This window comes from Bordetella muralis (assembly GCF_054781015.1).
In genome coordinates this window covers 113200-135443 of the sequence record NZ_BAAGVF010000003.1, presented here as the reverse complement: position 1 = coordinate 135443, position 22244 = coordinate 113200, and the positions used below count along the sequence as shown (strand labels likewise).

The 22244-nt window shown below is 60.0% G+C and carries 20 protein-coding genes; 7 read left to right on the top strand and 13 right to left on the bottom strand.

What is annotated here, in order from left to right:
* Window positions 1-2 precede the first annotated feature (2 nt).
* The 4 genes from ACYVIT_RS05755 to ACYVIT_RS05740 all read right to left on the bottom strand — a co-directional run bounded on the left by ACYVIT_RS05755 (window position 3) and on the right by ACYVIT_RS05740 (window position 4997).
* Complete coding sequence (locus ACYVIT_RS05755) at window positions 3-1367, bottom strand: acetyl-CoA carboxylase biotin carboxylase subunit (protein WP_415808870.1); 1365 nt, start codon at window positions 1365-1367, stop codon at window positions 3-5.
* A gap of 10 nt (window positions 1368-1377) precedes the next feature.
* Window positions 1378-2925, bottom strand: a complete 1548-nt coding sequence (locus tag ACYVIT_RS05750; RefSeq protein WP_415808869.1) for an acyl-CoA carboxylase subunit beta — start codon at window positions 2923-2925, stop codon at window positions 1378-1380.
* 29 nt (window positions 2926-2954) lie between these two features.
* Window positions 2955-3932, bottom strand: coding sequence for a Bug family tripartite tricarboxylate transporter substrate binding protein (locus ACYVIT_RS05745; protein WP_415808868.1), 978 nt, complete (start codon window positions 3930-3932; stop codon window positions 2955-2957).
* 99 nt (window positions 3933-4031) lie between these two features.
* Window positions 4032-4997, bottom strand: coding sequence for a Bug family tripartite tricarboxylate transporter substrate binding protein (locus ACYVIT_RS05740; protein ID WP_415808867.1), 966 nt, complete (start codon window positions 4995-4997; stop codon window positions 4032-4034).
* Window positions 4998-5173: 176 nt separating this feature from the next.
* On the opposite strand from ACYVIT_RS05740, the gene ACYVIT_RS05735 reads away from it, so the two are divergent.
* The 3 genes from ACYVIT_RS05735 to ACYVIT_RS05725 are packed head-to-tail and all read left to right on the top strand — an operon-like array spanning window position 5174 to window position 8301.
* Window positions 5174-6637 (top strand): aldehyde dehydrogenase, encoded by a 1464-nt coding sequence (locus ACYVIT_RS05735; RefSeq protein WP_415808866.1) that lies wholly within the window; start codon window positions 5174-5176, stop codon window positions 6635-6637.
* Between the two features lie 29 nt (window positions 6638-6666).
* Window positions 6667-7566 (top strand): NAD(P)-dependent oxidoreductase, encoded by a 900-nt coding sequence (locus ACYVIT_RS05730; protein WP_415808865.1) that lies wholly within the window; start codon window positions 6667-6669, stop codon window positions 7564-7566.
* 15 nt (window positions 7567-7581) lie between these two features.
* Window positions 7582-8301 (top strand): IclR family transcriptional regulator, encoded by a 720-nt coding sequence (locus tag ACYVIT_RS05725; RefSeq protein WP_415808864.1) that lies wholly within the window; start codon window positions 7582-7584, stop codon window positions 8299-8301.
* 916 nt (window positions 8302-9217) lie between these two features.
* On the opposite strand, the gene ACYVIT_RS05720 is transcribed toward ACYVIT_RS05725, so the two are convergent.
* The 7 genes from ACYVIT_RS05720 to ACYVIT_RS05690 all read right to left on the bottom strand — a co-directional run bounded on the left by ACYVIT_RS05720 (window position 9218) and on the right by ACYVIT_RS05690 (window position 16345).
* A complete protein-coding gene (locus ACYVIT_RS05720) occupies window positions 9218-9979 on the bottom strand; it encodes an ABC transporter ATP-binding protein (protein ID WP_415808407.1) in 762 nt (253 codons plus the stop codon).
* Window positions 9976-11814: a branched-chain amino acid ABC transporter ATP-binding protein/permease gene (locus ACYVIT_RS05715; protein WP_415808406.1), complete on the bottom strand. Its 1839-nt coding sequence runs from the start codon at window positions 11812-11814 to the stop codon at window positions 9976-9978. The genes ACYVIT_RS05720 and ACYVIT_RS05715 overlap by 4 nt, the downstream gene beginning before the upstream one ends.
* A gap of 5 nt (window positions 11815-11819) precedes the next feature.
* A complete protein-coding gene (locus ACYVIT_RS05710) occupies window positions 11820-12857 on the bottom strand; it encodes a branched-chain amino acid ABC transporter permease (protein ID WP_415808405.1) in 1038 nt (345 codons plus the stop codon).
* Window positions 12858-13009: 152 nt separating this feature from the next.
* Entirely contained in the window at window positions 13010-14176 is a 1167-nt protein-coding gene (locus ACYVIT_RS05705; RefSeq protein WP_415808404.1) for an ABC transporter substrate-binding protein, read from the bottom strand.
* Between the two features lie 332 nt (window positions 14177-14508).
* Complete coding sequence (locus tag ACYVIT_RS05700; RefSeq protein WP_415808403.1) at window positions 14509-15072, bottom strand: biotin transporter BioY; 564 nt, start codon at window positions 15070-15072, stop codon at window positions 14509-14511.
* The gene (locus tag ACYVIT_RS05695; RefSeq protein WP_415808408.1) at window positions 15072-15668 is read right to left on the bottom strand and encodes an energy-coupling factor transporter transmembrane component T family protein; all 597 of its coding nucleotides are present in this window, start codon (window positions 15666-15668) and stop codon (window positions 15072-15074) included. Before ACYVIT_RS05695 ends, ACYVIT_RS05700 begins: the two co-directional genes overlap by 1 nt.
* Complete coding sequence (locus tag ACYVIT_RS05690) at window positions 15668-16345, bottom strand: energy-coupling factor ABC transporter ATP-binding protein (protein ID WP_415808402.1); 678 nt, start codon at window positions 16343-16345, stop codon at window positions 15668-15670. The genes ACYVIT_RS05695 and ACYVIT_RS05690 overlap by 1 nt, the downstream gene beginning before the upstream one ends.
* 65 nt (window positions 16346-16410) lie before the next feature.
* Here ACYVIT_RS05690 and msrB point away from each other — a divergent pair, with 65 nt between their 5' ends.
* The 4 genes from msrB to ACYVIT_RS05670 all read left to right on the top strand — a co-directional run bounded on the left by msrB (window position 16411) and on the right by ACYVIT_RS05670 (window position 18561).
* On the top strand, window positions 16411-16812 hold the full coding sequence (gene msrB / locus ACYVIT_RS05685; protein WP_094821438.1) for a peptide-methionine (R)-S-oxide reductase MsrB: 402 nt from the start codon (window positions 16411-16413) through the stop codon (window positions 16810-16812).
* The gene (locus tag ACYVIT_RS05680; RefSeq protein WP_415808401.1) at window positions 16809-17393 is read left to right on the top strand and encodes a septation protein A; all 585 of its coding nucleotides are present in this window, start codon (window positions 16809-16811) and stop codon (window positions 17391-17393) included. Before msrB ends, ACYVIT_RS05680 begins: the two co-directional genes overlap by 4 nt.
* Window positions 17394-17496: 103 nt before the next feature.
* Entirely contained in the window at window positions 17497-17775 is a 279-nt protein-coding gene (locus tag ACYVIT_RS05675; protein WP_415808400.1) for a BolA family protein, read from the top strand.
* A 9-nt stretch (window positions 17776-17784) separates the two neighbouring features.
* The gene (locus ACYVIT_RS05670; protein WP_415808399.1) at window positions 17785-18561 is read left to right on the top strand and encodes a peptidylprolyl isomerase; all 777 of its coding nucleotides are present in this window, start codon (window positions 17785-17787) and stop codon (window positions 18559-18561) included.
* A 513-nt stretch (window positions 18562-19074) separates the two neighbouring features.
* On the opposite strand, the gene ligA is transcribed toward ACYVIT_RS05670, so the two are convergent.
* Entirely contained in the window at window positions 19075-21174 is a 2100-nt protein-coding gene (gene ligA, locus ACYVIT_RS05665; RefSeq protein WP_415808398.1) for an NAD-dependent DNA ligase LigA, read from the bottom strand.
* Window positions 21174-22241 (bottom strand): cell division protein ZipA C-terminal FtsZ-binding domain-containing protein, encoded by a 1068-nt coding sequence (locus ACYVIT_RS05660; RefSeq protein WP_415808397.1) that lies wholly within the window; start codon window positions 22239-22241, stop codon window positions 21174-21176. Before ACYVIT_RS05660 ends, ligA begins: the two co-directional genes overlap by 1 nt.
* Window positions 22242-22244 lie beyond the last annotated feature (3 nt).

Genomic DNA, 22244 nt, shown 5'->3' with positions numbered 1-22244 from the left:
CCTTACGATATCTGCGCGGGTTCGCGCGTAGCAGCCAATACACGGCTGGCCATGCCAGTCGAGACTCGGCCTGCACGAAAATCTGCGTCTGCCAACACTTGCATGACAAACGGAATATTGGTTTTGATGCCCTCGATCCGGAATTCGGACAGCGCCCGCTCGAGCAGATCGATCGCGCCGGCCCGAGTCGCCGCATGCGCAATGACTTTGGCCACTAAGGGATCGTAGTGACTCGAGACTCGGCAGCCTGCCGCATATCCCGTTTCGACACGGACACCGGACATGGCAGGCAGCTCGAACCTCGTCAGCATTCCAGGCGACGGAAAAAAACGAACGGGGTCTTCGGCATAGACCCGCGCCTGCACGGCGTGGCCCATAGGTACCGGTACGGAATCAAGTACGGTGTCCAGACGTTCGCCCGCCGCCAATCGCAACTGCGCCACCACGATATCCACACCGGTGACCTGTTCGGTCACCGCATGCTCCACCTGCAGACGCGTGTTGACCTCCAGAAAGGAGAAGCCTGTATCCGGGGTGTACAGCATTTCGACGGTGCCAATCACGTCATAGCCCAGGCCGCCGAGAATGGCCTGCAGTTGAGTGGACATCGCATCGAGCGCAGCGCGATCGATGCCGGGCGCTGGCGCTTCTTCGATGACTTTTTGATGGCGCCGCTGGGTTGAGCAATCACGCTCATACAAGCAGCGAACATTGCCATACCTGTCTGCCAGGAACTGAAACTCCACATGGCGTGGCTCTTGCAACAGCTTTTCGAGATACAGATCCGCACGGCCAAAACTGCGTTGCGCCATATCCCGGGCGCGTGCCCACTGCGTTTCGATATCATGCGGTCCGTTTGCAGGCAGCATGCCGATACCGCCGCCGCCTGCCGCGGGCTTGATCAGCACCGGATAGCCCAGCGCTGACGCAACACGCTGCAATTCCTGAGCACCGCCCTCCAGCACCGCACTGCTCGCCACCATCGGCATGCCGAGCGCTCGCATCGTTTCCCGGGCCTGCGTCTTGTGCCCAAGCAGCCGGATCCAACGTGGTGAGGGCCCGATAAATATCAGCCCTGCATCCTCCACCGCCTGCGCAAAATCCGCATTTTCTGACAGAAAGCCATAGCCAGGATGCACAGCATCCACAGCCTGTTCACGTGCGACGCGCAACAAGGTTTCGATATTCAGATAACTATCGATCGCCGCTGCCGGACCGATCAGGCATTGATGATCGGCCTCCTGCAAATAAGGCATCGCTGCGTCCGCCTCCGAATACACGGCGACAGACTCCATACCCAGCACGCGCAACGCGCGGATGACCCGCCTGGCCACGGCGCCGCGATTCGCGACTAGCACCCGTTTCATCTACCGCTCCTTATGGTCGATAGCCCACGGCGCGCTCGCCGGGTTGGCGTAATGGGATCACCACATCAATGAACTCCCGCAACACGTCACGGGTCTGCGCGGGATCGATAATGTCTTCGACGACGAATGCCTCGGCGCTGCGCATGGGCGAAGTCAAGCTGCGGACACGTTCCTCGATCTCGCGGGTCTTTGCTTCGGCATCGGCGGCCGCCTCGATTTCGGCCTTGTACGCAACCTCCAGCCCGCCTTCGATAGGCAGGGATCCCCATTGTGCCGAGGGCCATGCATAGCGAAAATTGAATCGGCCCGCGCTTTGATGTCCACCCGCGGCTACGCCGAACGCCTTGCGTACCAGAATGGAACACCAGGGTACCGTGGACTGCGCGACCGCCGTCAATGCGCGCACGCCGTAGCGCATCGCACCTGACTTTTCGGCCGCCAGCCCGATTTGAAACCCCGGGATATCGACAAAGTTGACCACCGGCAAATGAAACGTCTCGGCCAGATCGAGCAGTCGCGTGAACTTCTCGGCTGCTGGGCCATCCCAACCACCGCCATACACATACGGGTCGCTGGCAAACACGGCGACGGGCCAGCCGTCAATGCGTGCCAAGCCGGTAATGATGGCCCGCCCCCATCGCCGCCCGATCTCCATGAACGACCCCGGGTCCATCAATGCATCCACAATGGGTCGCATCTTGTACACGTTGCGTCCGTCACGCGGTATGGCGTCGCGTAACCAAGCCAAATCGGGGACCTCGCCCTCAGGCAACGGCCCACGTGCAGGCAATTCGTGCACCGAACGAGGCAAGTACGAAAGAAAGCGGCGCGCCATGGCAAATGCCTGCTCTTCGGATTCCGCCTCGTCGTCGACTACGCCATTACGAGTGTGGATGTCGCTGCCGCCCAACTCGTTCTTGCTCAACACCTGACCGATGCGAGCGACCACAGGCGGACCCGCAATAAACAACTGCGACGTATCGCGCACCATGACCGAGTAATGACTCGCCGCCACCCGGGCCGCCCCCAGGCCTGCGACGGAACCCAATGCCAGCGACACCACCGGCACGCAAGCCAGATTCTGTGTCATCAGCGGCCACATACGCAGCTTGGGCAACAGCGTATGCCCTTTGATCTCGATATTTCGCACCGAGCCGCCGCCACCCGTACCATCGACCAGCCGCACCAATGGCAGGCGCAGATCGTGCGCCATCCGTTCTGACTCAACCAGCTTGTCGCCCACTGCACCATCGTTGGCACCGCCGCGCACAGTGAAATCATCAGCGGCCAGCACGACGGGACGGCCTTGCACACGGGCCCTGCCGATCAGCAAATTCGAAGGCGTCAGATCGAGCAATCGTCCTTGCTCATCGTATTGCGCGCTGCCGGCCAATCCGCCGACCTCGCGAAAAGACCCCGCATCCACCAAACGCTCAATACGTTCGCGCACCGGCAGTTTTCCGCCGTCTCGATGACGCTGAACCTTTTCTGCTCCGCCCATTTGAGCGGCCAGTTTCTTGCGTTGTGCCAGTTCGTCCAGTTCTTTGTGCCACGTCACGCTCTGCTCCTTGTCTTGGGTCGGTACGATCAATCGATCTTGATATTGGCACGCTGAATGAGTGCTTCATTCTGTTTGAGCTCATCCCCGATTTTGGTGCGGAACGCCTCGGGGGACTGCGTCAACGGCCGCCCCTGCAACGCCAGGCGCTGACGGACTGCGGGATCGGACACCACATCGGCGATTGCTTCATTCAACTGTTTCACAATCGCAGGTGGCGTGCCGGCGGGCGCAAATATGCCGACCCAGAACGAAATATCGAAATCGGGATAGCCGAGTTCGGCGACAGCCGGAACCTCTGGCAAATCGTGCCAACGATTCGCCGTCGACACCGCCAGCGCCTTTAGCTTTCCCGCCTTGATCAACGGCACGCCCGACAAGGTGTCAAAACCAAAGTCGACCTCGTTGGCCAGCAATCCTGCCTCCATGGGCGCCGCCCCCCGGTAGGGCACATGCAGCATTTGCACGTCGGCCATCGTGGCCAGTTGTGCGCCGGCCAGATGCATCAGATTGCCATTGCCGGCAGAGCCGTAGCTCACCGACGCAGGTTTCGCGCGCGCCTGGGCGATCAGGTCTTGCACACTGCCCACATCGCGCATACGGCTGTTGTTCGGATTGATCGTCAATACAAACGGCACCTCTACCACCGTCGTGACCGGCGCGAAATCTTTTAGCGGGTGATAGCCGAGGTCTTTGTAGAGCAGCGGATTGACCGTAATGGAACTGGAGTTGCTGACCAGGATGGTGTAGCCATCCGCGGCCGCCTGGGCAACCGCCCGAGCAGCAATCATGCCGTTGGCGCCCGTCTTGTTTTCGACGACGACTGACTGCCCGGTGCGCGCCGACAGTGCATCCCCCACAATACGCGCAACGGTATCGATCGTACTGCCAGGGCTGAATCCCACCACGAATTTCACCGGTTCACTGGGATAGGCAGCATGTGCCGCAACGGTGATCAAACTCATAGCCGCGCCAGCCGCGGCCAGCCAATTGCAAAGACGCTTCATCGATGTCTCCTGATTATGGATATATGTCGCGTCGGACGGTAGCGATAGACCGACGCTGTCGTTAGCTCGATTGCGACGCGCTCAGGGCGTCCTGCACTGCTAAGGTTTGGCTGCGCCAGCGACCTGCACCGCCTTGCCCCATTTTTGTTGTTCGACGGTAATGAAATCGGCAAAGGCCTGCGGCGTGCTGTTGACCACCTCTCCGCCCAACGCCTCGATCCGCTCGCGCATTTTTGGCGTGGCGACAATGCGCGATATATCCTGATAGATGCGCTGCGCGCGCTCCGGCGATAACGATGCGGGAGCCAGAACACCAAACCAGGTTGCTGCCTCAAAACCCGGCATGCCTGCTTCATCGAAGGTTGGCACATTGGCCAATGCAGGGACACGCGTGGCGTTTGCGACAGCCAGAGCGCGCAGCTTTCCTGATTCGATCAACGGTAATGCCGAGGTGATGGTCGCCAACATCATCTGCACCTGACCACCGGCGAGATCGGTAAACGCAGGCGCATCGCCACGGTATGGGACATGGGTGATCGTCGACTGGGTCGCCAGCTTGAATAGTTCACCGCTTAAATGCTGGGCTGTCCCGTTACCTGGCGATGCAAAATTGACCTCATTGCCATGCGTCTTCAGGTAGGTCAAAAAGTCAGGTAGTGTGGTCGCCGGCACGCTGGGATTGACGACCAGCACGAGGGGCACTTTCGTGACCAACGTAATGGGCGCAAAGTCCTTGACGGGGTCGTAGGCCAGGTCCGGATATAGATACCCACTGATGGTGTGCGCGGAGGTCGTCATATACAAGGTATAGCCGTCACCCGGCGCACGTGCGACGGCGGCCGCGGCAATCGTCGTCCCTGCACCGCTCTTGTTTTCAACAACGACGGGCTGTTTCCAGAGCTGCGTCAATTGCTCGGCAACAGCACGCGCAACCACGTCTGTTGCGCCACCTGCGGGATAAGGAACGGTCATGCTGACAGGCTTGACCGGATACGAATCCGCATGAGCAGCACCACCGATTAATACAGCCGCACAGAGACCTGCACGCATCCACTGTTTGAGCATTTTTACGAATCTCCTCTTGTCATTTGCGAGCGGTTTGCTTTATTCTTGATGTTCTGTTTAGCAGAACGTATATTCTATTTTATAGGTTTAGCCACTTTAGGTGTCAACAAGAAAATGCTGTCATCCAGGTTTTCCCCAACCTGCGGGCAGCCATGCCAAAACAAGGAACTACGTGCATGCCAGCCGCATCTGCATCCCCTAATACCGTCAAGCCACTGCTGATTTCTGGCGAATGGATCACCACTGCCACCAGCACTTTTGAATCGATCAATCCTGCAAACGGATCAGCCAACTTTCTAATCAGCGCTGCCTCGGAGTCACTCGTTGATCAAGCTGTCGAATCCGCATGGCAAGCGGTACGCCAACCTGCCTGGCGCGATATGCTGCCGCACAAACGTGCATCCATACTGCGTGCGATTGCCGACGGCATGGAACGTCATGCCGACACATTGGCGCGACTGCAGATGATCGAGAACGGCAAAGTGTGGGCCGAATGCCAGGCACAAGTCGCCAGCGCCGCAGCCACGTTTCGTTATTACGCCAGCGTCTGCGAGACCTTGAATGCAGAGGTCACGCCATCTCGCGGCAATTACTTATCGATGACGCAGTACGAACCCTATGGCGTAGTCGTAGCGATCACACCATGGAATTCGCCCATGACCATGGAAGCGCAAAAGGTCGCACCAGCGCTCGCAGCGGGTAATGCCGTCATCCTGAAACCATCGGAGGTCACCTCCTCGCCGGCTCTCGAACTAGGGCGTATTGCCTTGGAGGCAGGCTTGCCGCCGGGCATTCTGAACGTGGTCACCGGTTTGGGAGCGACAGTGGGGAAACGACTGGTAGAGCATCCCGGCGTACGCATGGTGTCCTTTACCGGCGGCACCGCCAGCGGTCGCGCTATTGCGCTCGCTGCGGCCGAGAAACTCATGCCCGTGGCGCTGGAACTAGGCGGGAAGTCGCCTCATATTGTGTTCGCGGACGCCGACTTGCCCAAAGCAGTCGAGGGCGTGATCGGCGGCATCTTTGAGGGCAGCGGCCAATCGTGCGTGGCAGGTTCGCGACTCTATGTGCAACGAAATATCGCCCAGCAATTCATCGACAAGCTGGTGAAACGGGCTTCGCAACTAAAAGTGGATCTGCCCGATGCGGCAGGTGCGCAAATGGGGCCGATTGCCTCGTTCGCCCACCGCGACAAAATCGAGCGCATGGTGGGCACCGCCTTGGCAGACGGCGGCGAGGTCCTGCTGGGCGGCGAACGCCCTGCCACCGACGCATTGCAATCCGGCGCATTCTACCTGCCCACAATTCTGGGCGGCCTCACGCGCGACGCCCATGCCGTGCGTGAAGAAATTTTTGGCCCGGTCCTGTGTGCGCTGCCTTTCGATGACGAAGACGACCTGATCGATCAGGCGAACGATAGCGTCTATGGCTTGGCCTCAGGCATCTGGACCGCCGACTATCAACGCGCCTGGCGAGTAGCTCGTCGTCTGGAGGCGGGCAGCGTATGGATCAACACCTACAAACAGTTGTCGATTGCGACGCCCTTTGGAGGCTTTAAGCAAAGCGGTATCGGGCGTGAGAAAGGCTTGTCAGGGCTGCGTCTGTACCAGCAATCGAAGGGTATTTATTGGGGCATGTAAGCCTTTTTCATCTCAAGGAGACGATTCACATGACGAATTTCCAGCATGCCGGATTCATCGGCATGGGCGTAATGGGCGAGCCCATCTGTCGCAACCTGGCACAAAAAGGCGGACTGCCCGTGCGAGGTTTCGACAGCAACCCTGAACCTTTGCAGCGCCTGGCGACACACGGCGTGACCACGGCCGCTTCGGTGGCCGAGGTCGCTCAAACCAGCGACATCATATTTTTGTCACTGCCTTCGGGGGAAGTCGTCGCGGACGTCGCACGCGCCCCCCAAGGCCTGTTAGCCCATGCCCGCCCGGGGCAGATCATCGTCGATACCAGCACCTCTCCTATCGACGTAACGCGAGCGCTGGCGGACGAGTTTTCCTCACGTGGCGCTGTCTTTATCGATGCGCCGGTGGCACGTACCCGCGCAGCGGCCGAATCAGGCACCTTGTCAGTGATGGTGGGCGGCGATGCGGGCATCTTTGAACAAGTGCGCCCGCTCATCGCCACCTTTGCCTCCGAGATTACCCATTGCGGTCCGGTCGGCAGCGGTCAGGTCGTAAAGATCCTGAACAATATGGTGTTATTCGAAACGGTGACAGCGCTATCGGAAGCGCGGGCAATTGCGCGCCGTGCCGGCGTAGATCCGCAGGTCCTGCTGGAGACGTTTACGCGTGGGTCCGCGGACAGCTTCGCGTTGCGCAACCATGGCTTAAAGGCTATGCTGCCCGGAAACTTTCCTGAGAAAGCCTTCTCGGTCGAGTACGCCCGCAAAGACCTGCGCTATGCGTTGGCCCTGGCGGCGCAGACTGGCGTGAATGCGTCGGGTGCCCGCAATGTCGATGATTGGTTTGCTGCCGCCATCGAACAGGGCCAGGGCACTTGCTATTTTCCGGTCATCAGTCGATACATCGATGCGGACTCGGCCGGCCCCGATTAACGTCTTATCCGACCAATGAACCGCAGCTCTCAATCTGAACCCTCCTCCGACGGCGTCGCCGCCGTCGAACGTGCCCTATCCATCGTCGACGCCATTGCGCAGCGTACCGAAGCAATCAGCCTGGCTGATCTATCCCGGGCCACGGGGTTCTACAAGAGTACATTGCTGCGGCTGATCGCCTCATTGGAAAAATCGGCATTGGTCGTACGGCGTGCGGATGGCCGATACGCGTTGGGTACCTATGCACATCGCCTGGGGCGCGCCTATGAAGCGACCTATCGCCTCGCCGAGGCCGTCCAGCCGCTATTGCAGCAATTGGTCGATCAAGGCACGGAGAGCGCATCGTTCCATGCCTACCATGATGCGCAGTCGCGCGTGTGCCTGTTACGCGTAGACTCGCATCACTCCACACTGGATCGTATTCGCGTGGGGGACCTGCTGCCGCTGGACAAAGGAGCCGCAGGCCGATTGCTGACAACCTATCTGGTCAAGCGCCAGACCCTGCCACCGTCCGAGCTGACACTCATCTCCATGGGTGAACGGGATCCGAATTGCGCGGCCGTCGCCTGCCCGGTGTTCGGTCCAGACGGAGAGATGTGCGGGGCAATCTCTTTATCCGGGCCGAAGGAGCGCTTTACGCCGGCAGCCATCAAAAAAATGTCGCGTCTTGCGAGTCAGGCTGCTACGGCTGCGACGCAGGCACTCGGTGGGCGGTGGCCGGCTGGTAAAGGTTAAGTTGGGCTTGAGTGTGGGGGGAGGATTGAGTACTTATGGACGTCGATGCGGGGCAGTGGCTGCGTGGGGGCTTCACGTGGTCGGTCCGGCGCCCTGCGCGCCGGACACCGTGTTCGCTCACCTCGTCCGCGCCTTCGCGCTACCTACGGTGTCCGCTCCACTCGACCACGAGGCGCCCCCACGCAGCCACTGCCCCGCATCGACTCGCAGTATCTCAAGCTCATCACATCGCTGGCACGAGTTTCTTGCTTGGCATTTTTCTGTATCAGCCTGGGTAAAGAGAAAGATCTTGCAGGGCTGCGATTTTCGGGTGCCCTGCACACCCGAAAATCGCGTTCGGAATCGGCATGCACAGGCTGTGGCACCGTTGCTGGGCAAAAGATCTCTCGAGTCACATTGACGTAATGCCACGCATGGCACTCGTTATAGCGCGATCGTGGTGAGCGCAAATCATGTCCGCGGCGATGAACTCTGATCCAGAGCACGGGCATGCTATGGATACGCCGCCGGAAAAAGTGCCCTACGCATCATCGCCGCAAGCATCAAACGTAGCCAAGCAGATCTTCCAACCAGGCACCATGCCACCCCTTCCGCATGCCCGGACCGATCGCTTGAGGGGGACGCGCTGGGCGTCCGCCGAAAGCAGCACTGTAAGATTTTCTTCTTTGCCAATGCGGCTGCGAAAAAACGCCAAGCAAGAAAGTCGTGCCAGCGATGCAGAGAATTCTAGTTGCTGCCAGTCGAGCCGAGGCAATCGGCCCGGCCGGGCGCCTCAAAGTCGAGCGAGCAGCCACCGTAGGGAGCGCGAAGGCGCGGACGAGGTGAGCGACGCGGTGTCCGGCGCCCGCGCGCCGGACCGACTTTGTGAAGCCCGGCCGGGCCGATTGCCTCGGCTCGACGTCCAATAGAACACTGATCACCCCTCAGCCGCCCCCTTCCCCAGTCCCAGATAACTCTCAATCACCCGAGGATTCCCAGCCAATTCCCGCGCGGGACCATGCAGGATCACTTCACCTGTTTCCAACACATACCCATAATCGGCCACCTGCAACGCCGCCCGCGCATTCTGCTCGACCAGCAAGATCGCCACACCGGTCTCACGCAATCGAGCAATGATGTGAAAAATCTCGCGAACGATGCGAGGTGCCAGCCCCAGGCTGGGCTCATCCAGCATCAGCAAACGCGGTTTGGCCATCAAGGCACGGCCCACGGCCAGCATCTGGCGCTCGCCGCCCGACAGCGTACCCGCCTCTTGGCGACGGCGCTCCTTCAACCGGGGAAATAAGGTGAACACTTCTTCCAGCGTATCTCGCCAACCGCTTTCGCGCGCACGATAACGACGAAAGCCGCCCAACAAGAGGTTGTCCTCGACCGACATGCTGCCGAACAATTCGCGACGTTCGGGAACCAGGGACATGCCCGCCCCAACACGGCGCTCCACACCCCACCCGGACACATCCGCTCCAGCGTAATGCACCACACCCGAAGCATGCCCCGTCGTCGGCAAGGCTCCCATCATCGCATTCAATAACGTGGATTTGCCTGCGCCGTTCGCGCCAATCACCGTCACGATGCTGCCCGGAGCCACCGTCAACGAGGCCTCGTTCAGCGCACCGACTTTGCCATAGCGAGCACTGAGTCCCCGCACATCGAGGATCACATTTTGAGCTTGCGTCATTGCACACTCCCCGTTACCGGTGCACCTTGATCGGCTTCGGGCAGGTCATCGTCGATGCCTCCCAGATAGGCCTCCAGCACGGCAGGATTCTGCTGAACTTCCGCCGGAATGCCCTCGGCCAACTTGGTGCCAAAGTCCATGACGACCAGATGATTGGTCAAACGCATCACAAAATCCATATCGTGCTCGACCAGCAAAATGCTCATGCCCTCGGCGCGCAATTGCTCAAGCACTTGTGCCAATTCCTGCTTTTCCTTGTAGCGCAAGCCCGCTGCAGGCTCGTCCAACAACAGCAAGATCGGATCGCTCGCCAACGCGCGCGCGATTTCCAGAATGCGTTGTTGACCCAAAGCCAGGTTGCCCGCCTGCTCGTAGAGATAATCGCCCAGGCCTACGCGCTTGAGCTGCGTGGCGGCCTCGTGCAACAAGCGGGCTTCCTTGGCCCGGTCGGCATGCAGCGCGCCCGCCACGACACCGACATCCGCACGCATGTGCGCACCCAGCGCGACGTTTTCGAGGACAGACATCCCCGGCAAGAGCTGCACGTGCTGAAAGGTACGTCCTACGCCACGGCGCGCGATATCGCGCGCGCTGCGGCCGTTGATGGATTCGCCCAGGAAACGAACCTCACCGCGCGTCGCCGGCAACACGCCGCTGATCAAATTGAAGGTCGTGCTTTTGCCCGCGCCGTTGGGACCGATCAGGCCCACAATCTCGCCAGCGCGGACTTTGAACGAAATATCATTGACCGCAACCAGGCCGCCAAACTCTTTGCGTATGCCTTCGACGTCAAGCACCAGTTCACCGCGCCCTGGACGATCGCGATGTGGCAAGGCCTCCGCGTCGGGGGGAGGCGCCCGATGGCGACGCGATCCCTCGCTGCCCGTCAAACGAGCCCAGCCCGCAGACAGAATCGGCCATAAGCCATTCGCGGCATACTGCAGCACCAAAATGAGCAGCACGCCAAAAACGATGAGTTCGAAATTGGCATCCGTGTCCAGCAATTTTGGCAGCAGATTCTGCAGTTGATCTTTCAAACCCAGAATCACGGCCGAGCCCACCAAGGCGCCCCAGACGTGACCCGCGCCGCCCACGACAGCCATGAACAGGTATTCGATACCGTAGTTCAAGCCGAACGGACTGGGACTGACGGCACGCTGCATGTGCGCGTAGATCCAGCCCGACAAGCAGGCCAGCAAGGCGGCCCAGACAAAAATAATGATTTTGTATGAACCGGTGTTCACCCCCATGGACTCGGCCATGCCCGCACCGCTTTTCAGTGCACGGATGGCGCGGCCCGGACGGGAGCTGAGCAAGTTGCTGGTCGCCCACAACGACAACAGCAGGAACACCCAGATCAGGTAGTAAATATGGCGGCCATTGGCCAATGAAAAGCCAAACAGGCTGATCGGTTCCAGACCCGCGATCCCGTCATGCTTGCCTAGCCAATCCAGATTGCCGAACAAGAAATAGAGCGACAGGCCCCAGGCAATGGTGCCCAATGGCAAATAATGGCCCGACAGACGCAAGGTGATCAGGCCCAGCAAATAGGCGATGACCGCGGTCAACAATAGCCCGGCCAGCAAGGCCAGCCACGGCGAGGTGTCGTAATGACTGGTCAACACGGCGGTGGTGTATGCCCCCAACCCGACAAAGGCTGCCTGGCCAAACGAGGTCAAGCCGCCCACGCCCGTCAACAACACCAGCCCCAGCGCCACCATGGCAGCCAGTCCGATGTAATTGAGCTGCGTAATCCAGAACTCGGGCGTCGCAGGCACCATGGGCAATATTGCCACCAAGGCAATGAACACGATTAACAGAATACGGTTGCTCATGGCGATCACTCCTCGTCATCCGTATGGTGGCTGCTGAACGATCGCCACACGAGCACAGGAATGATCAGCGTGAACACAATGACTTCTTTGTAGGCGCTGGCCCAAAATGAAGAAAACGCCTCGAGCACGCCCACCAGGATCGCCCCTGCGGCCGCCACCGGATAACTGGCCAAGCCGCCAATGATGGCGCCCACAAAGCCTTTCAGGCCGATCAGAAAGCCCGTGTCGTAGTACACCGTCGTGATCGGCGCGATCAGCATGCCCGACATGGCGCCGATCGCGACCGCCAATGTAAAGGTCAAGCTGCCTGACATCGTGGTGCTGATGCCGACCAGCCGCGCACCGCGGCGATTCACCGCCGTCGCACGCAACGCACGGCCATACAGGGTTTTGCCAAAGAACAACCACAGCGCAACAATCAACAGCGCGCAGGTCCCGACGACAAAGAGGCTCTGCGCCGACCACGTGGCAGGCCCCAGATTCACCTGCCCGCTGACAAAGGCCGGCGTTCGCCATCCCTCTGCGCCAAAAAACACCAACGCCAGTCCCGTCAGCGCAAAGTGCACAGCCACGGAAACAATCAATAGAACCAGCACCGACGCCTCGGCCAGCGGCTGATACACAATGCGATAGATCATCGAACCCATCGGAATGATCAGCACCAAGGCGAGCAACATATTCAACCACAGCGAGTTATCCGGCGCGGCATAGACCGAGGCCAACCATAACAACGCCAGCGGCAGGATCACACACGTCAATACGACTTTGGGCAATGCGGTCCAGCTGCCTGTACGCACGGCGCGCAACAGTTCCAGCACCAGCACCACGGCGCCCAACAGCGGCAACAGATAAGCGGTACCCGGCACGCGGCCATTGACCAACATGGCCAAGGTCAACGCGCCAAACGCGACGAACTCGCCCTGAGGAATAAAGATGACGCGCGTCACGGTGAACACCAGGACCAGCGCCATACCCAGCAATGCATAGATGGCACCGTTGACGATACCGTCCTGCAACAGGATGAGGGCAATTGAAAAATCCATGAAACTGCCTTATGGGATTCTGACAAGACTGCCTGATGGCACGGATATGCCATCAGGGTTGACGTGGATTATCGCGGATATGACACACCGGCCCTCAGGCCGGTGTATTGAAAACCCAGCAGACGTCAGCGCCACGTCGGGCGTTGGCTGCCTCACAGGTCAGGCTGGTACACCCACTTGCCTTTTTCGACTTTGACCATGACGCGCGAGCGATCGTCAAAACCGGCATGATCGGTGGGGCTCATGTTGAACACACCTTGCGAGGCGGGCAGATTCTTGATGCCCTCCAGCGCATCGCGCATCGCGGCACGAAACTCGGGGGTGCCAGGCTTGGCGCCGCTCTTTAGCGCCTCGGGCAAGGCCGCAACGATCAACTGACCTGCGTCCCACATATGGCCGCCAAAGGTATTGGTGGTGCCGGCGCCATACTTGCCTTCGTAGGCGGTGGTGTAGGCCAGGGCCGATTTTTTCACCGGATTGCTGTCAGGTAATTGCGCCGCAACCAGCAACGGGCCCGCAGGCAGCAGCATGCCGTCGCAATCTGCGCCGCAAACGCGCAACACGTCATTGTTGGCCGCACCGTGCGTTTGATAAATCGTGCCTCGGTAATTGCGCGCGCGCAGTTCTTTTTGCGGCAGTGCCGAGGGCGTACCGGCGCCTGCGATGAGAATCGCATCGGGCTTGGCGCTGACCAATTTCAGTACCTGGCCCGTGACGCTCGTGTCCGTGCGGCCGTATTTTTCGACCGCCGTGATCTCGATGCCCTTGCCCTTGACGGCCTCGCGCATCACTGCCAACCAACCATCACCATAGGCATCGGCAAAACCGATAAAGCCCAAGGTTTTCACCTTGGACTTGACCAAGGCATCGGCCAAGGCACTGGCCATCAAGGCATCGTTTTGCGGCGTCTTGAAGACCCAGCGACGTTTGTCATCAACCGGCTCAACGATCTTGGCGCTGGCAGCGACACTGATCATAGGGACTTTGGCTTCGGCGGCAACGTCCACCATGGCGAGCGAGCCTGGGGTGACAGAGGTCCCGACCAATACGTCGACCTTGTCGTCAGAGACGAGTTTGCGCGAGTTTTTCACGGCCTGAGTCGTGTCGGTCGCATCATCCAGCACAATCCACTCGATTTTTTGACCTGCGACTTCGGTGGGCAGCAATGCCACCGTGTTGCGCTCAGGAATCCCCAGCGATGCTGCCGGGCCGGTACTGGCGAGGGTGACTCCCACCTTGACCTGGGCACTGGCCAGTAGCGGCAGGCTCAGCGCCACAGCCGCGGCGGCCGCGGACAAGCCGAAATACTTGCGCGTCATGTTGTTGTCTCCTGTGTGGGCTCTTGTTATGGCCCCGAAATCGGGAAAGTGAGCCCGGTTGACGTTATACAGAAATTCAGATATTTGAGCCAGAAGTGTATCAAATAGCCTTCAAATAGAACCCCGTGACTTCCCTAGTCTGCCTTCGAATGCGTGCAAGCATCTCGGTGTAGAAGTGACCCCACATGCAGCCTGCCGTCGGCCGCGCGGACGACGAGCCCGCCGCGATTGGCGAAGGCTGCCCTCCCCGTTCCCCACGGTCAGATGGGCACACCAAAAAATCAAATGCATTCAACAATAGCGAATGTTGCCTCTGACCGGGAACGGCGTCATTAAGGGGATTCCCGCAGAATCGGCCATACGCGTTCGACACGCCACGCCACCCAAGAGGCAACGGCAACCTTGACCAGATCACCCGGGATGAATACCAACATCGCCATCATCGCTTTGCCCAAGCCCATCTGCGTCACCCAGGCGAGCCATGGCACGCCGATCAGATACACGGCGCCAATACCGCCAGCGATGCACGCCAAGCCATAAGCCAGTACGGTCCTGACGCTCTGGCCCGGGGCACGGACCCAGCTACGCGCCAGCCAACCCGTCACGAAGGCGCCTAGCGCCATGCCGAACAGAAAACCGCCGGTCGGGCCGAAAAACACGCCCAGCCCGCCACGGCCGCCGGGCAGCACGGGCAGTCCAATTGCGGCCAGCAGCAAATATAGCGAGCAGGCCAACCCGCCGCGCACCGGCCCCAACATGGCGCCAGTCAGCATGACGCCCAGGCTCTGCAAAGTCACTGGCACAGGAATAGCCGGCAGGGGGATCGGCGGCACCAGACTCAGCACCACAATCAGCGCTGCAAACAGCGCAATCAACACGGTATCTTGAGTTTTCACTATTCACCACGCGCATCAATGGCCTGAGCGACTTGCTGGGCCCGTTTCAATGTCCGCACCACCAACGGCACCAGCAAGGCCAGGGGATGTCGGGCCAAACCGCGTGCCGCCTGGGCCTCGCGGATTTCCTGATAATGACGCCAGATTTCCGGTACGAAACGCAAGGTCAAGGCCAGGGCAAGTGCCACCTTGCCTGCGTCCACCCATCCTAGCCGGTCCAGCGGGGATAAAGCGCGTTCGCAGACGGCGATCAGGTCCGAACTCCTCGTCGACAGCGTCACCGCCAAAGCCAGGCCGACCAAGGTCGCGATGCGCAGCAGCACAATAGCCGCCGGCAGCCAGCCCTGGAACACCACGGCGAACACACCAATTGCCGCCAGCACCCAAACCAGGCCACGCACCTGACGCCAGCAAGCCGCCGCCCCCACGCCGGTAGACCACACCAACAAGCAGGACACTGCGAATGCCGCCGTCAACGCCCAGACATTCTGCACCAGAAACAAGCCGATGCCCGCAATCACCAGCGCTGCCAACTTATAGCCGGCAGGCAGCCGATGCAGCCAGCGATCACCCTTTATATAGAGGGGCTCGATCATCACGCGCAGTGCTCCCGATACCAGCGCAACGCAGGGCCGGGACTGTCGTCCGCAGCGATCTGGCCGTCGACGACCACCAGGACACGATCAAAGTCCTGCAACAATTCCAGATCATGGCTGACGACGACGGCTTGCTGCTCCAGCCCGGCAATCGCGCCGGCGACCCGATTACGATTGCGCAGGTCCAGTTGTGTCGTAGGCTCGTCAAATACCACCAGGGCCGGGCGCATCACCAGTACCGATGCCAACGCCACCAGTTGGCATTCACCGCCAGATAAGGTGTGGCTCGCCCGGTCCGCCAGATGCCCGACCCCCAAGCCGTCCAGGCTGGCTTGAATGCGCTCTGCCGACTCTTGCGCGGGCAGACGCTGCGCTTTCAGGCCAAAAGCCATGTCTTCGCGCACAATAGGGTATACGATTTGATTTTCGGGGTTCTGGAACACGAACCCTACCTGGCGGCGAATCGCCTTGATATCGTGCCGGGTATCCAGGCCATCGAGGGTCACCCGGCCGGCCGTCGGCAGCACCAGACCATTGAGCAGCTTGGCAAAGGTGCTCTTGCCGGCGCCATTCGGGCCGACCACGCCTACCCGGCGCTGATCGACGGTCAAACTCACCCCCCGCAATGCCTGAGAATGCGGCGTGGCAACGACGGCGTGTTCAAACTCGATTAACATGGGGCGGAATTATGCCCGAACCCCATGCTTGAACCATTTCAATCATCCGGGCTCCAAGAGGTTATATGGAAAAAGTACGTAAAACCGACGAGGAATGGCGCGCCCAACTGACGCCACAAGAATACGCGGTAGCGCGCCAAAAAGGCACCGAGCGCGCCTTTACCGGCCGTTATTGGGACACGACGCAGTTGGGCATTTACCGTTGCATCGGCTGTGGCACCCCGCTGTTTGCGTCGGACACCAAGTTCGACGCCGGCTGTGGCTGGCCCAGCTATTTCGAGCCTATCGATCCAGCGCGCGTGCGCGAAGAACGCGATACCTCTCACGGTATGGTGCGCACCGAAGTCCTGTGCAATATCTGCGACTCCCATCTGGGCCACGTATTCCCCGACGGGCCGGAGCCCACCGGGCTGCGTTATTGCATCAATTCGGTATCGCTCAAATTCGAACCCCTCGAGAACGAATGAAGAAATTCCTGTTTGACCTGTTCCCGCTGATCCTTTTCTTCATCGCGTACCGGTTTGCCGATATTTATACCGCAACAGCGGTGGCGATCGCCGCCTCGGTTGCCCAGTTTGTCTGGTTACGGGCAACAGGCAAACGTATCGAAATGACACACTGGATCAACCTGTCGGTCATTGTGATTTTCGGCGGCGCGACCTTATGGTTGCACAGCGACGTGTTCATCAAATGGAAGCCCACGGTCCTGTATTGGCTGTTTGGCGGCGCCCTGCTCGGTTCTCGTTTCCTGTTCGGCCGCAACCTGATGCGCCGGCTGCTCGGTACCCAAATTGAACTTTCCGATACAGCCTGGGACAAACTCAACCTGAGCTGGGCCTTGTTTTTCCTGGCCGCCGGCGCCATTAATCTGTACGTGGCGTTTTCCGGCCATTTCACGGAATCGCAATGGGTGAATTTCAAGGTCTTCGGGCTGATGGGGTTGCTACTGGTATTTGTGATTGGCCAGTCGTTGTGGCTCGGCAAGCACATGCAGCATCCCAGCCAACCAGAGGCCAATGATCCCCAACGCGAAATAGGCAAAGAGTGATGCTCAGCGAGGACTCATCGTCCGATTTTCATCCGTTTGAGTCATCTGCTTGTATTCTCTGTTTAAGGTCTGATCGTTTTACCCATCGTTCATTGTTTTACTCATGCCCGACACCACTGACCGCATCGCGCTGATACGCACTCGCCTGGCTGCCCTGGAGCCGACCGCCCTGGACATCCGAGACGACTCGCACCTGCATGCCGGACACGCGGGCGCACAAGGTGGTGCTGGCCATTACCATGTACGTATCGTGGCCTCGCGCTTTGCCGGTTTGACGCCGGTTGCCCGGCATCGTCTGGTGTATGATCTTTTGCAAGACCTGATCCCTCATCCTATCCATGCGCTTGCGCTTGACGCCCAAGCCCCTCTGACAAAATCCTAAAGGAAATCCATGAAACGCATCGTGATGCTGGCCGCTGCTTGCGCGGTCGCGGTACCTGCATTTGCTCAGAACGTCGCCACCGTCAATGGCAAGGCGATCTCTCAGCAAAGCCTGGATCAATTCGTCAAACTGCTGGTCAGCCAGGGCGCAACCGATTCGCCGCAACTGCGCGAACAGGTCAAGCAGGAAATGATCAACCGCCAGATCTTCGTCCAGGCGGCCGAAAAAGACGGCATCGCCAAACAAGCCGACGTCCAGACCGAAATCTCGCTGGCCCGCGAAGGCATCCTGGTTCGCGCGCTGATGGCCGACTACCTGAAAAAGCATCCCGTCACCGACAAGCAGATTCAGGACGAGTACAACAAGGCCAAGCAGCAACAAGCTGGCCAACAGGAATACAAGGTCCGCCACATCCTGGTCGAAGACGAGAAAACCGCCAACGACTTGCTCGCGCAGATCAAGAAAGACAAAAGCAAGTTCGCCGATCTGGCCAAGAAAAACTCCAAGGATCCTGGTAGCGGCGCCAATGGCGGCGACCTGGGCTGGGCTGCTCCCACCAACTACGTCAAGCCGTTTGCCGACACCGTCAGCAGCCTGAAGAAAGGCCAGTTGGCCGACAAGCCGGTGCAGACGCAATTCGGCTGGCACATCATCGAGGTCGAGGACACCCGTCCGGTGGAATTCCCCCCGCTGGATCAGGTCCGTCCGCAACTCGAGGAAATGCTGCGTCAGCAGGCGCTGGGTGAATACCAGAAGCAACTGCGCGCGAAAGCTACGATCAAGTAATGTTGATGGTGCGCCTGGCTGCGGTTTAGTACTGTGGTCAGGTTTGGCAGGACGCGTTTGTTAACGGATCTTGCTAGCTGGCCGTTGCATGATGATTGTGAAGAAGAGCCCTGGTTTTGAACTGGGGCTTTTTTTATCGCTGTTGGTGTTGTGGAGGCATTTGCTGCTCTTGATTGTCTCTATGAAGGCGTCCCTGCCGCGTGCCTGGGCGTGGCGCCGGGCCTATCGCACGGACTCGGCCCATGACCAGGGGCCTCGGTCCGCTGCGCGGACTAAATCCGCGCTCAACGGCCCGGCGCCACGCCCAGGCACGCGACAGGGACTGATGATGAGGGAATGCAACGAGGGCTGATTGCCATCAGCATTTTTTTAAGCTGTCTTTGCTAATGCGATAGGCCCGGCGGGGCTTTTACACGCCGAGCTCCTGCGCCAAAAGAACTCCATCCGACGCATGAGCACACGGCCATGACTTCACCTCAACATAACCATAGCAACCGGACCATCAGAACAAGATCAAACGCCCAACAGAGCCTTCAACCCATCCTCATCCAACACCGTCACACCTAATTCCTGCGCCTTGGTGAGCTTGCTGCCAGCCTCTTCCCCCGCCACCACATAAGCGGTTTTCTTGGAGACCGAACCACTGACCTTGCCCCCCGCCGCCAGGATGTACCGAGTAGCCTCGTCACGCGTCCAGGTAGGCATGGTCCCGGTCAAGACAAACGTCTTGCCTGCCAGCGCATTGCCCTCAGGCCCTGCTTCAGCAACCGCATGTACACCTTGGGCCTTGAGCAACTCGATGATTTCACGATTATGCGGCTCGGCGAAAAAGCGCCGAATCGAACCCGCAACGACAGGGCCGACATCGGGCGCACCGGACAAGGCTTCCTCGTCCGCATCCATGATGGCCTCAATGCTGCCGAAATGACGGGCCACATCGCGAGCCGTGGTCTCGCCTACATGGCGAATGCCCAGCGCAAACAACAGACGCCCTAAAGTCGGCGTACGTGCCTTGTCGATTGCCGCCACGAGGTTCTCGGCGGACTTCTTGCCCATGCGATCGAGAGCAGCCAATTCAAATGCCGTCAGGCTGTACAAATCAGCCAACGATTTGACGCGCCCGCTTTCGACTAATTGATCGACCAGCTTTTCACCCAGGCCATCGATGTCCAGCGCTTTGCGTCCCGCCGCATGCCAGAGAGTTTGTTTGCGCTGGGCCGCACAGAAAAGTCCCCCCGTGCATCGTGCAATCGCCTCGTCTTCTGTGCGCTCGATCGCCGAATCGCAGATGGGGCAGCGAGTCGGCATGACGAACTCGCGCGCGTCCTGCGGCCGTTGGCTCAAGACGGGCCCCACAACCTCGGGAATCACGTCGCCAGCGCGGCGCACGATGACGGTGTCGCCGATACGGACATCTTTGCGGCGGATTTCGTCCTCGTTATGCAGTGTCGCATTGGTGACCGTGACGCCGCCCACAAAGATAGGCTGCAGTCGCGCCACCGGCGTGATGGCGCCGGTACGTCCCACCTGCACCTCGATGTCCAGTAATCGCGTCGTGGCTTCTTCGGCGGGAAACTTGTGCGCTACCGCAAAGCGCGGCGCACGTGCGACGAAACCCAGCACTTTTTGCGCTGCCAGGGAATCGACCTTGTAGACCACACCATCGATGTCATACGGCAAGCCCGGCCGTTCGCGACCGACTTGTTCGTAAAATGCCAGCAGCCCTTCGGCGCCGAGGACGCGCTTGTTGTATTGCGTGTTGACGGGCAGACCCAATTCAGCCAGCCAGCTCAACATGGCGCCGTGCGAGTCATGCGGCAGCGTGGATTGCTGGCGTGCATTGCCCGTGGGCTCCTGGAACAAGCCCGATTGCGTGCCCGGCAAGCCGTGCACTTCGCCCCAGCTATAGGCAAAAAACCGTAGTGGACGCTGAGCCGTGATGCGCGGATCCAATTGGCGCAAGCTCCCTGCCGCCGCATTACGCGGATTGACGAAAACCTTTTCACCGCGCGCGGCCTGAGTACGATTCAGACGTTCGAAGTCGGCGCGATTCATCAGGACCTCGCCCCGCACCTCCAGCACACGAGGGGCTGCGCCTTTCAAACGCAGAGGGACGACGCGAATCGTACGCACGTTGGCCGTCACGTCCTCGCCGGTCTGACCGTCTCCGCGTGTCGCCGCCTGGACGAGCACGCCGTCCTCATAGCGCAAGCTGATGGCCAAGCCGTCGAATTTCAACTCGCAGAAGTATTCTGGAGATTGATCGAGGCGCAACAGACCCGCCCCGCGCAGGGTGTCGGAAACGCGACGATCGAACGCCTGGACATCCTCGGCCTCGAAGGCATTGCCCAAGGACAACATTGGCACGGCGTGTTGCACGCTGCCAAATGCGGCCAAAGGTGCCGCCCCCACCCGTTGGGTAGGCGACTCGGGTGTGATCAGCTCGGGATGCTCGGTTTCCAGTTTGACCAGTTCACGCATGAGCGCGTCGTAGTCGGCATCTGAAATCGTGGGCGCATCCTGCACGTAGTAGTGCACATTGTGCTGTTCGATCTCGTGGCGCAGCTCGGCGGCCCGCTGCGCCGCTTCGGTGGCGCTGGCGTGCTCAACCATCAGGCAAACACCCTTTGTGCGCGCTCACTGCCGGCGGGCAAGCCGGCCTGGTCCAACTGCTGGAACAGCTTCTGCAATTGTTCGTCGATACCTGTTTCCATGCCATCGACCACGGATTTGCCTTGATCGTCGACCAGTTCTGCCTGTAAACGCCGGGCCAGGTCGCGACCCACATCGACCATGCGGCCAAATGCGCGCGGGTCTTCGGGGCTGCACGGAACGTCCAATAACAGCACCAGACGATCCACCACCGCCATACCGTCGTCAAAGCCTGCGCCATCGCTGCGCGACAACGTAAAGCGCGCTACGCCGTTATCGGCCAGCCATGCCAAACGTGCGCCATCCACCGCAAAGCCCAACTCACGCGCTACACCGATGACTTCGGCTGTGGCTCGCGGGGCCCCCATCAACAACGTCAAACCAACTTGCGCATCGAGCGAGGCGCAAAGGGTATCGAGCTTGCCGGCACGGTCCAGCACCACTTGCTGGTCCGGGCCTTCGATTGTCGCTTCGAAACGATCGGCGAGGTCCTGCGCACGCGCCCAGGCCTGCGACCATTCGATGGCAGTCAAGGGGCCGCTGCGATTGGCGAGCAACACAGCCAACTGCAACGATGCATAAGACTCTTCGGGATGAATGCGGGCACGATGACGGCCACGATCGGTGGACGCAAATAGGCGCACCGGTTTACGCCCGACCTGATCCAGTCCCTGCACCGCGGCCAATAAATCGGCTCCACGCACAGGCTCGCCGAATTGGACCTCGATCACGATTTCACACGCGGGATCGGGCTCTTCGGTGTCATCCAGATCATTGCTTGGTGCCGCTGCCGCCGCAGCATGAGCGGTCGCCTGCCCGCCGCCCATGCCAGGCTCACGGCGCTGTGCCTCGGGCGCAGCGGGGCGTCCGGCCGCCTCGTTCGCGCCGAATAGAGGATCTTGCTCGGAAGCAGGAAAACGCGCCTGCATACGACTGCGCGCACGGCGGTCCTGCCACCAGTTGAATCCCAATACCAGCAGTATCAGCAGTACACCCAGGGCAATCAGCCCAATCTGCAAGTCGCTCATGTG

Bases quoted from the DNA above. Each gene is read 5' to 3' on its own strand.
- ACYVIT_RS05755 (WP_415808870.1), bottom strand. From the start codon at position 1,367: ATGAAACGGGTGCTAGTCGCGAATCGCGGCGCCGTGGCCAGGCGGGTC.
- ACYVIT_RS05745 (WP_415808868.1), bottom strand. From the start codon at position 3,932: ATGAAGCGTCTTTGCAATTGGCTGGCCGCGGCTGGCGCGGCTATGAGT.
- ACYVIT_RS05740 (WP_415808867.1), bottom strand. From the start codon at position 4,997: ATGCTCAAACAGTGGATGCGTGCAGGTCTCTGTGCGGCTGTATTAATC.
- ACYVIT_RS05735 (WP_415808866.1), top strand. From the start codon at position 5,174: ATGCCAGCCGCATCTGCATCCCCTAATACCGTCAAGCCACTGCTGATT.
- ACYVIT_RS05730 (WP_415808865.1), top strand. From the start codon at position 6,667: ATGACGAATTTCCAGCATGCCGGATTCATCGGCATGGGCGTAATGGGC.
- ACYVIT_RS05725 (WP_415808864.1), top strand. From the start codon at position 7,582: ATGAACCGCAGCTCTCAATCTGAACCCTCCTCCGACGGCGTCGCCGCC.
- ACYVIT_RS05720 (WP_415808407.1), bottom strand. From the start codon at position 9,979: ATGACGCAAGCTCAAAATGTGATCCTCGATGTGCGGGGACTCAGTGCT.
- ACYVIT_RS05715 (WP_415808406.1), bottom strand. From the start codon at position 11,814: ATGAGCAACCGTATTCTGTTAATCGTGTTCATTGCCTTGGTGGCAATA.
- ACYVIT_RS05710 (WP_415808405.1), bottom strand. From the start codon at position 12,857: ATGGATTTTTCAATTGCCCTCATCCTGTTGCAGGACGGTATCGTCAAC.
- ACYVIT_RS05705 (WP_415808404.1), bottom strand. From the start codon at position 14,176: ATGACGCGCAAGTATTTCGGCTTGTCCGCGGCCGCCGCGGCTGTGGCG.
- ACYVIT_RS05695 (WP_415808408.1), bottom strand. From the start codon at position 15,668: ATGATCGAGCCCCTCTATATAAAGGGTGATCGCTGGCTGCATCGGCTG.
- ACYVIT_RS05690 (WP_415808402.1), bottom strand. From the start codon at position 16,345: ATGTTAATCGAGTTTGAACACGCCGTCGTTGCCACGCCGCATTCTCAG.
- msrB (WP_094821438.1), top strand. From the start codon at position 16,411: ATGGAAAAAGTACGTAAAACCGACGAGGAATGGCGCGCCCAACTGACG.
- ACYVIT_RS05680 (WP_415808401.1), top strand. From the start codon at position 16,809: ATGAAGAAATTCCTGTTTGACCTGTTCCCGCTGATCCTTTTCTTCATC.
- ACYVIT_RS05675 (WP_415808400.1), top strand. From the start codon at position 17,497: ATGCCCGACACCACTGACCGCATCGCGCTGATACGCACTCGCCTGGCT.
- ACYVIT_RS05670 (WP_415808399.1), top strand. From the start codon at position 17,785: ATGAAACGCATCGTGATGCTGGCCGCTGCTTGCGCGGTCGCGGTACCT.
- ligA (WP_415808398.1), bottom strand. From the start codon at position 21,174: ATGGTTGAGCACGCCAGCGCCACCGAAGCGGCGCAGCGGGCCGCCGAG.
- ACYVIT_RS05660 (WP_415808397.1), bottom strand. From the start codon at position 22,241: ATGAGCGACTTGCAGATTGGGCTGATTGCCCTGGGTGTACTGCTGATA.